Raw genomic sequence first — 8,397 nt, forward strand, 5'->3', positions numbered from 1 at the left:
AAAGTAGGAAACTAGCCGCAGGCTGCTCAAAGTACTGCTTTGAGGTTGTAGATAAGACTGACAAAGTCAGTAACCCTACCTTCGGCAAGGCGACGTTGACGTGGTTTGAAGAGATTTTCGAAGAGTATCAATTCTTGGGAGACTTCTTGACTAAGTCTTGAGCCATAAATAAAAAAGAGCCGTCTGGCTCTTTTTTATTGACTAGATTTTCTGTGCAAATTTTTTACTCAAGGCTTGTCCAAGCAAGGCACCCACTAGGGCTCCGATGACAATACTTGCGATAAATAGAAGGATGGTTCCAGGATTTGGTGCGACCATGATACGGTCGATATATTCTTGGGATTTTCCTCTTGCCAGAAGGGTAGCCATATAGGCTTTGGGCGCAATCCACATAAGTAAGATTGGACCAGTTGAGCTAAAGGCAAAAATAAGGAAAGAAAGGAAGTTCTTTGTTTGATCCTTGTATTTTCCGAGGCTAGCTACTCCATCTGCTAGGAGGCCACAGATAATTCCAGGAAGGAAGGCACCAGCACCGTGCTTAGATCCCAAGAAAAAGAGGGCCATGACAAGGCCGATAGTGGTAATGGCTCCAAAGCGCGGAACTTTTGCGACTAGAATCATATAGACGCTGCCGCCGACAAGGGCAGTAAAAGCAGGCGCATAAAACATGTTTCCAGTTTGGTCAAAGAGATTGCCCAAAAGGACACCAATCCCCATGCAGAGGAAGTAAAGAACTGCAAAAAGAAGTGTAGTTAAGATAGATTTTTTCATGAATTGTCTCCTGATAATTTTTTCACAATTCTCATTGTACCATGGTTTGATGGGATTGTAAATGGGCGCAGCATCGAAGTTAATAGTCAGGTATTTCAGAATTTGAAGGTATCAAGTCAAGTTTCGCAGAATTATTAAATAAACAACGCATTAAGGCCGCCCAGCAACTCTTGCTTTCGACTAGTGACAGTATCGAAGATATTTGTTATGCTGTTGGTTACAGTAACGTGGGATATTTCTATAAAGTGTTCCGAAAATTGTGCGGAAAATCGCCAAAAGCCTACCGAAAACAGGTAGAAACGATACTATAAGATTTGTATTCCTTTACAAAATGTGCTATAATATGAATAATATTATCAGGAGGTTCTATCATGAAAAAGAAACCGATTTATCTATGGGTCTTGCTAATCTTGTCTGCCCTTATTTCAGTTATGTCTCTGTTTGAACTTTTGAAGCCCTTGCCTAGCAAAGAAGCTCTTCGTGCCGCTCAGAAACAGGTTGCAGGGGTCAGTGCTCAGCAATTAGAAGACAACATCAATTACACCTATAGAGTAGCAGAATCAACTCATTCTATTTTTAATATGGCCTTGATTGTGCTATCTGCTATTTTAGTTGTAGTAGCGATTGTATTCCTTATTCGTAAGAATTTGCAATATGCAAACTATACTTATGTCGGCTATGTTTTGCTAGCCATTATTGGTTCGATTTATGGCTATGTTGGTTTACAGGACGCTGTGCAGTTAGTTCACGATGAAACCATGCGTTTAGGGATAAGTGTTATTTCACAAGCCGTTAGCATTCTCTCTATCGTCATCAATGTTCTTTTCCTAGCCCTTGTTTTCTATAAGATTTGGCGTCAACAGAAAGCCTTGGCTGAAGAAGAGGAAACAGAAGAACTTGCTTAAGTATTGACAAAAAATAACTATCAAGATACAATCTTGGTAGTTATTTTTCGATTATAGATAAAATCATGGAGGTACATATGAAGACAATTTCTTTAGTTTATATTAGTCTGAGTGGCAATACTGAAAGTTTTGTGACGCGCTTGAAAGACTATCTCTTGTCCCAGTACGAGGGAATTGAGGTTCAAAAGATTCATATCAAGGATTTGGTCAAGGAAGGCCAAGATTTCTATGAAATGGAGCATCCCTATGTTGCTTTTTTGCCGACTTACCTAGAAGGTGGGAATGGCGTGGATAACGGAGATGTTGAGATTTTGACGACACCAGTGGGAGATTTTATCGCCTATGGTGACAATGCTAGTAAGTGTTTTGGTGTGGTTGGTTCAGGAAATCGTAACTTTAATAACCAATACTGCCTGACAGCCAAGCAATACAGTCAACGTTTTGGTTTCCCTGTATTGGCTGATTTTGAAATGCGAGGTATGCTGGAAGATATCAAACGTGTCGCAGCTATTATCGCAGATTTGTATGAGTTGGAAAAGGAGAATTAATACTCAATGAAAATCAAAGAGCAAACGAGGAAGCTAGTCGCAGGTTGCTCAAAGCACAGCTTTGAGGTTGCAGATAGAGCTGACGTGGTTTGAAGAGATTCTCGAATAGTATAAAGTTCTTATGAGAGGTGGTTGAAGTTGTTCAACTGTTTTTTGAGTATAAACAGTCTTTGAGAACGTAAAAAAGCATAAGTTCAGGTCTTCGAAACCTTGTTCTTATGCTTTTTATCATAGAAATATTTGCTGAATTTTCTCTTGAAATGAAACCTTATCTTCATCTCGCGCTTTGTCGATTATCCTGCTTTTCCGATTGCGAGTGCGTAGATAAAGAAGATGGCGAAGCCAAAGAGGAAAATCAATCCTGCAATGGCAAGGTGTTTGAGCCAAGAAGGAAGATTTTTGTTTTCACGCGTTACCAAGGCATAATTCAAAAGAGCAAAGAATGGTGTTGTCAGGAAAGAACCAATCATGGCAAAGCGGAGCATGGTTGACACCTGACCAGCGAAGAACTTGATAATGACGATACCGATGATAGCAGTGATGGTCATCCAGATGTTCAAAGATTTACTACTGTCTTCTTTTTGACTGATTAGCAGTCGGAGAGATTCCTGATTGACGCGAGAATAGCCATCGATAACAGTGATAACTGTTCCAAAGATACACAGGAAGGCAATAAAGGTAATCAAGTAACGGGACCATTCGCCAAGAACAGAGGCATACATGCCCACGAATTGAGAGATGTATTTGGCTGAAGCAGCTTCAACTGCTTGCCCTGTAGGATACTGAATTAGTGCTCCCAGTGCTACAAAGAACACAGCTAGGATAGCTGTTCCAATGTAACCAACGTTAAAGTCAAATAGAGCGTCCTCTGTGTTAAAGTTGACGGTCTTTTTCTTTTCAGCAGACCAAAGTGAATTGATAGCTGAAATTTCAATAGGAGCCGGCATCCACCCTAAGAGGGAAACGATGAAAGGTAGAGCTGCCATTTGCCAAGGTGTCTTTTCGACAAAATCAGAGCTGTATTCTGGATGCTTGATCGCCGCGATGATAACTGCAAGAACAGTTGCAATGGTCAAAGCTGACATGATCCATTTTGCCATGCCGTCTAAGAGTTTGTAGCCTCCAAAGAGTAACATAGCCCAAATGATTGCAACGAGAATGAGGGACCACTGAGTGATGCTAAGACCGATCATTGGGAAGGCGCTGGCGATGATAGCTGAGCACAGAATGGCGACACCAGCTGTGTTGACCATAGCCGAAAAGATATTGAGGATAAAGAAAATCCAGAGATAGAGTTTCCCTTTTTCGGCATAACCTTCAACCAAAGTCTTTCCAGTATCAGCTGTGTATTCAGCACCAAAACGGAAAAATGGATATTTAAAGACATTGGCTAAGATGACCAAGAGAAGTAGAGACCAACCGTAAGAACCACCAGCTTGAGTGGAAGATACAATGTGGGAACCGCCAACAGCGGCAGAAGCCATTAGGATTCCAGGTCCCATTGCTTTTAGTTTACTTGTCCAGGTTGATTGATTTAACGAAATAGCTTGCGACATGATAAATACTCCTTTTTGAATTTTCAGAATAATCTGGATATGTAATCTATATTCTACAAAAAATTTTGGGAAAATGCAAGAATATTTTGAAAAAAGATAGAAAATTACAGAAAATTCACAAAGAAGATCTGAAAATAACTGCTATGATAGTAAGGTGCAGCAGGATAAAGAAAAACCGAGAAGTTTCTTTCTCGGATTTGCTTATTATGAGGTTCTTACTTTCTATGCTCCAAGAGTTGATTGATATGGTCCACTTTTTTTGATGCTCTTTTATAGGAAATAGCCCAAATGATGAGGTAAACAATCGCAAACTCGATAATGAGCTGGAGATAGAAGAACCAGTGGAAAGGGAACCAACCTGCTAGAGTTGCTAGTGGGACAAAGCCAGCCAGCATAAGGAAGAAATGAGTCAGAGTGGCACGAAGCATGCTCCAGTCACGGCTGAATAATCGCTTGCCAAAGTTGAAGAGAATACCAATGGCTGCCCAGATCAGTGTGCAGTAGAGCAAGACCAAGGCACCGTGAACCTGATGTTGAGTCATCATTTGTCCGATAAGAGAGTCGGGACTTAACGGGGCGTAGGTACTTGGTGCATAAATGAGTGAAAAGATGATAGAGAGGATGAGGCCGATAAGAACACCGGTGGCTGCGTCGTGGAAGATTTGTTTTTTCATAGTTCTAATTTCTCCTTGATGGTTTTTAGGTAACGGCGTGAAGAGTAGGTGAAGCTTTCGTTTTTCAAGAAAATTTCTACTAGGCCGTTGGGGGTGAGCTTGAGATGAGAGATGGAATCGATATTGATGATTTCTGATTGGGAAATTTGGATAAAATTGGTTGGCAAGAGTTCAAGGACCTGATAGAGTCGTAAGTCAATGGTGTAGGTCTGACTTGCTGTTTCTGCTAGAACCTTCCGATTCTCGATATAGAAGCGTTGTATCTTACCAATCTCAACGAGATAGACCTGATTATCGATTTTCCCTTTGATTGTTTCTTTTCGGTCAAGATTTTCTGCGAACTCGATGACTTTTTGGACTTTTTCGGTCTCTTGAGGTGCTTGAACAATCAGCTTTTCCTCTTCGTAAGTCTCACTAATCTGTAGTTCTACTTTCATAAATTTTTCTCCTTTTTAGTTATACAAGGTTGTGATCACTTCCTGTATATCTTTATTAAACACTATTTTCCAGACCCTTGCAAGGGACTTTGTCTATGTGGCGGGATTTGGCTTCTATGTGGTGGAGCTTTTCTGTCCTATCTGAAATATGGTATAATAGCACTAATCAATTTCTAGGAAAATAGATACAGAAAGGGGCTGAAAAATGTCTCATATTATTGAATTACCAGAGGTACTGGCAAACCAGATTGCAGCTGGAGAGGTTATCGAACGTCCTGCCAGTGTGGTCAAAGAGTTGGTAGAAAATGCCATTGACGCTGGCTCTAGCCAGATTATCATTGAGATTGAGGAAGCTGGTCTCAAAAAAATCCAAATAACAGATAATGGTCATGGAATTGCCCACGATGAGGTAGAGCTGGCTCTGCGTCGCCATGCGACCAGTAAGATAAAAAATCAAGCAGATCTCTTTCGGATTCGGACGCTTGGTTTTCGAGGTGAAGCCTTGCCTTCTATTGCGTCTGTTAGTGTCTTGACTTTGTTGACGGCGGTGGATGGTGCTAGTCATGGAACCAAGTTAGTCGCGCGTGGGGGAGAAGTTGAAGAAGTCATCCCAGCGACTAGTCCTGTGGGAACCAAGGTTTGTGTAGAGGATCTCTTTTTCAACACGCCTGCCCGCCTCAAGTATATGAAGAGCCAGCAAGCAGAGTTGTCTCATATCATTGATATTGTCAACCGTCTGGGCTTAGCCCATCCTGAAATTTCTTTTAGCTTGATTAGTGATGGCAAGGAAATGACGCGGACAGCTGGTACTGGTCAACTGCGACAAGCAATCGCAGGGATTTACGGTTTGGCGAGTGCTAAGAAGATGATTGAAATTGAGAATTCTGACCTTGATTTCGAAATTTCTGGCTTTGTATCCTTGCCTGAGTTAACTAGAGCCAATCGCAATTATATCAGCCTCTTCATCAATGGCCGTTATATCAAGAACTTTTTACTCAATCGTGCTATTCTTGACGGTTATGGCAGTAAGCTCATGGTGGGGCGTTTTCCACTGGCTGTCATTCATATCCATATTGACCCCTATCTAGCGGATGTCAATGTGCATCCGACCAAGCAAGAGGTGCGGATTTCCAAGGAAAAAGAACTGATGGCGCTGGTCTCAGAAGCTATTGCAAATAGTCTCAAGGAGCAAACTTTGATACCTGACGCCTTGGAAAATCTTGCTAAATCGACCGTGCGCAATCGTCAAAAGGTGGAGCAGACCATTCTCCCACTCAAAGAAAATACGCTCTACTATGAGAAAACTGAGTCGACAAGACCTAGTCAAGCTGAGGTGGCTGATTATCAGGTAGAATTAACTGAGGAAGGGCAAGACTTGACCTTGTTTGCCAAGGAAACCTTGGACCAGCTGACCAAGCCAGCAAAACTGCATTTTGCAGAGAGAAAACCTGCTAATTACGACCAGCTAGATCATCCAGAGTTAGACCTTGCGAGTCTTGATAAGGCTTATGACAAGCTGGAGCGAGAAGAATCATCCAGCTTCCCAGAGTTGGAATTTTTCGGGCAAATGCACGGGACTTATCTTTTTGCCCAAGGGCGAGATGGACTCTATATCATAGACCAACATGCGGCTCAGGAACGGGTTAAGTACGAGGAGTACCGTGAAAGCATTGGCGATGTTGACCAGAGCCAGCAGCAACTCCTAGTGCCCTATATCTTTGAATTTCCTGCGGATGATGCCCTGCGTCTCAAGGAAAGAATGGCACTTTTGGAGGAAGTGGGCGTCTTTCTAGCAGAGTACGGAGAAAATCAATTTATCTTACGCGAACATCCTATTTGGATGGCAGAAGAAGAGATTGAATCAGGCATCTATGAGATGTGCGACATGCTCCTTTTGACCAAGGAAGTTTCTATCAAGAAATACCGAGCAGAGCTAGCTATCATGATGTCCTGCAAGAGATCTATCAAGGCCAATCATCGTATCGATGACCATTCGGCTAGACAGCTCCTCTATCAGCTTTCTCAATGTGACAATCCCTATAACTGTCCCCACGGACGTCCTGTTTTGGTGCATTTTACCAAGTCAGATATGGAAAAGATGTTCCGACGTATTCAGGAAAATCATACCAGTCTCCGTGAGTTGGGGAAATATTAAACGAATACTCTTTGAAAATCTCTTCAAACCAGGTCAGTTCTATCTGCAATATCAAAGCTGTGCTTTGAGAAACCTGTGGCTAGCTTTCTAGTTTGCTTTTGATTTTCATTGAGCATAAAAGGAAAACTATGTACGAATATTTAAAAGGAATCATTACCAAAATCACTGCTAAATACATTGTTCTTGAAGTCAACGGTATCGGTTATATCCTGCATGTGGCCAATCCTTATGCCTATTCAGGGCAGGTCAACCAAGAAGCTCAAATTTATGTGCATCAGGTTGTGCGTGAGGATGCCCATCTGCTTTATGGCTTTCGCTCAGAAGACGAAAAGAAGCTCTTTCTAAGTTTGATTTCGGTCTCTGGGATTGGACCTGTATCAGCTCTTGCTATTATCGCTGCTGATGACAATGCTGGCTTAGTTCAAGCCATTGAAACCAAGAACATCACCTACTTGACCAAGTTCCCTAAAATTGGTAAGAAAACAGCCCAGCAGATGGTGTTGGACTTGGAAGGTAAGGTAGTAGTTGCAGGAGATGATCTTCCTGTCAAGGTGGCAGTGAAAGCTAGCGCTGAAAACCAAGAATTGGAAGAAGCCATGGAAGCCATGCTGGCACTGGGATACAAGGCGACCGAACTCAAGAAAATCAAGAAATTCTTTGAAGGAACGACAGATACAGCTGAGAACTATATCAAGTCGGCCCTTAAAATGTTGGTTAAATAGGAGCAGAGCATGACAAAACGTTGTTCGTGGGTCAAGATGACCAATCCGCTCTACATCGCCTATCATGATGAGGAGTGGGGTCAGCCCCTCCATGATGACCAAGCATTGTTTGAGTTGTTGTGTATGGAAACTTATCAGGCAGGCCTGTCTTGGGAAACGGTGCTCAACAAACGCCAAGCTTTCCGAGAAGCCTTTCATGGCTATCAAATTCAAGCTGTCGCGGAAATGACAGATGGGGAGTTGGAAACCTTGTTAGAGAATCCAGCCATCATCCGAAATCGAGCGAAAATTTTTGCTACACGCGCTAACGCCCAAGCCTTTCTACGACTACAGGCAGAATATGCCTCTTTTGATGCCTATCTTTGGTCTTTTGTTGAGGGGAAAACTGTCGTTAACGATATTCCTGATTATCGCCAAGCCCCAGCTAAAACACCTTTGTCTGAGAAATTAGCTAAAGATTTCAAAAAACGAGGCTTCAAGTTCACAGGCCCAGTCGCCGTCTTGTCTTTTTTACAAGCAGCAGGCCTGGTTGATGACCATGAGAACGATTGTGAGTGGAAAAGCGGTCATTAGTGTGTACAGGTAACTAGCATATCTGAGAATAGAATATAGAAAAAAGCTGAGAAAGG

General features: G+C 42.3%; 9 protein-coding genes and 1 pseudogene. 6 read left to right on the forward strand and 4 right to left on the reverse strand.

Annotation, left to right across the window (positions count from 1 at the left end):
- Positions 1-201: 201 nt before the first annotated feature.
- A complete protein-coding gene (locus SMSK597_RS12405; RefSeq protein WP_000748400.1) occupies positions 202-771 on the reverse strand; it encodes an MptD family putative ECF transporter S component in 570 nt (189 codons plus the stop codon).
- A 116-nt stretch (positions 772-887) separates the two neighbouring features.
- Here SMSK597_RS12405 and SMSK597_RS13135 point away from each other — a divergent pair.
- From SMSK597_RS13135 to nrdI, 3 genes and pseudogenes are all read left to right on the forward strand, one after another.
- Positions 888-1,082: pseudogene (locus SMSK597_RS13135) on the forward strand (helix-turn-helix domain-containing protein); the annotation flags it as partial.
- Between the two features lie 60 nt (positions 1,083-1,142).
- On the forward strand, positions 1,143-1,676 hold the full coding sequence (locus tag SMSK597_RS12410) for an ABC transporter permease (RefSeq protein WP_000729024.1): 534 nt from the start codon (positions 1,143-1,145) through the stop codon (positions 1,674-1,676).
- A 77-nt stretch (positions 1,677-1,753) separates the two neighbouring features.
- Complete coding sequence (nrdI, locus tag SMSK597_RS12415; protein WP_000849613.1) at positions 1,754-2,224, forward strand: class Ib ribonucleoside-diphosphate reductase assembly flavoprotein NrdI; 471 nt, start codon at positions 1,754-1,756, stop codon at positions 2,222-2,224.
- Positions 2,225-2,517: 293 nt separating this feature from the next.
- Here nrdI and SMSK597_RS12420 read toward each other — a convergent pair whose 3' ends face one another.
- The 3 genes from SMSK597_RS12420 to SMSK597_RS12425 all read right to left on the reverse strand — a co-directional run bounded on the left by SMSK597_RS12420 (position 2,518) and on the right by SMSK597_RS12425 (position 4,891).
- A complete protein-coding gene (locus SMSK597_RS12420; protein ID WP_000075801.1) occupies positions 2,518-3,780 on the reverse strand; it encodes an NRAMP family divalent metal transporter in 1,263 nt (420 codons plus the stop codon).
- Between the two features lie 215 nt (positions 3,781-3,995).
- A complete protein-coding gene (locus SMSK597_RS0103410; RefSeq protein WP_000743983.1) occupies positions 3,996-4,454 on the reverse strand; it encodes a DUF3021 domain-containing protein in 459 nt (152 codons plus the stop codon).
- On the reverse strand, positions 4,451-4,891 hold the full coding sequence (locus SMSK597_RS12425) for a LytTR family DNA-binding domain-containing protein (protein ID WP_000861959.1): 441 nt from the start codon (positions 4,889-4,891) through the stop codon (positions 4,451-4,453). The genes SMSK597_RS0103410 and SMSK597_RS12425 overlap by 4 nt, the downstream gene beginning before the upstream one ends.
- A gap of 205 nt (positions 4,892-5,096) precedes the next feature.
- Here SMSK597_RS12425 and mutL point away from each other — a divergent pair, with 205 nt between their 5' ends.
- The 3 genes from mutL to SMSK597_RS12440 all read left to right on the forward strand — a co-directional run bounded on the left by mutL (position 5,097) and on the right by SMSK597_RS12440 (position 8,341).
- Positions 5,097-7,046 (forward strand): DNA mismatch repair endonuclease MutL, encoded by a 1,950-nt coding sequence (gene mutL, locus SMSK597_RS12430; RefSeq protein WP_000018192.1) that lies wholly within the window; start codon positions 5,097-5,099, stop codon positions 7,044-7,046.
- Between the two features lie 128 nt (positions 7,047-7,174).
- Positions 7,175-7,768: a Holliday junction branch migration protein RuvA gene (gene ruvA, locus SMSK597_RS12435; protein WP_000273425.1), complete on the forward strand. Its 594-nt coding sequence runs from the start codon at positions 7,175-7,177 to the stop codon at positions 7,766-7,768.
- Positions 7,769-7,777: 9 nt separating this feature from the next.
- Complete coding sequence (locus SMSK597_RS12440) at positions 7,778-8,341, forward strand: DNA-3-methyladenine glycosylase I (protein WP_000166580.1); 564 nt, start codon at positions 7,778-7,780, stop codon at positions 8,339-8,341.
- Positions 8,342-8,397 lie beyond the last annotated feature (56 nt).

The sequence above is a fragment of the Streptococcus mitis SK597 genome (assembly GCF_000148545.1).
GTDB classification, from domain to species: domain Bacteria; phylum Bacillota; class Bacilli; order Lactobacillales; family Streptococcaceae; genus Streptococcus; species Streptococcus mitis_C.

Bases quoted from the DNA above. Each gene is read 5' to 3' on its own strand.
- SMSK597_RS12440 (WP_000166580.1), top strand. From the start codon at position 7,778: ATGACAAAACGTTGTTCGTGGGTCAAGATGACCAATCCGCTCTACATC.
- nrdI (WP_000849613.1), top strand. From the start codon at position 1,754: ATGAAGACAATTTCTTTAGTTTATATTAGTCTGAGTGGCAATACTGAA.
- SMSK597_RS12425 (WP_000861959.1), bottom strand. From the start codon at position 4,891: ATGAAAGTAGAACTACAGATTAGTGAGACTTACGAAGAGGAAAAGCTG.
- ruvA (WP_000273425.1), top strand. From the start codon at position 7,175: ATGTACGAATATTTAAAAGGAATCATTACCAAAATCACTGCTAAATAC.
- SMSK597_RS0103410 (WP_000743983.1), bottom strand. From the start codon at position 4,454: ATGAAAAAACAAATCTTCCACGACGCAGCCACCGGTGTTCTTATCGGC.
- SMSK597_RS12420 (WP_000075801.1), bottom strand. From the start codon at position 3,780: ATGTCGCAAGCTATTTCGTTAAATCAATCAACCTGGACAAGTAAACTA.
- SMSK597_RS12410 (WP_000729024.1), top strand. From the start codon at position 1,143: ATGAAAAAGAAACCGATTTATCTATGGGTCTTGCTAATCTTGTCTGCC.
- SMSK597_RS12405 (WP_000748400.1), bottom strand. From the start codon at position 771: ATGAAAAAATCTATCTTAACTACACTTCTTTTTGCAGTTCTTTACTTC.
- mutL (WP_000018192.1), top strand. From the start codon at position 5,097: ATGTCTCATATTATTGAATTACCAGAGGTACTGGCAAACCAGATTGCA.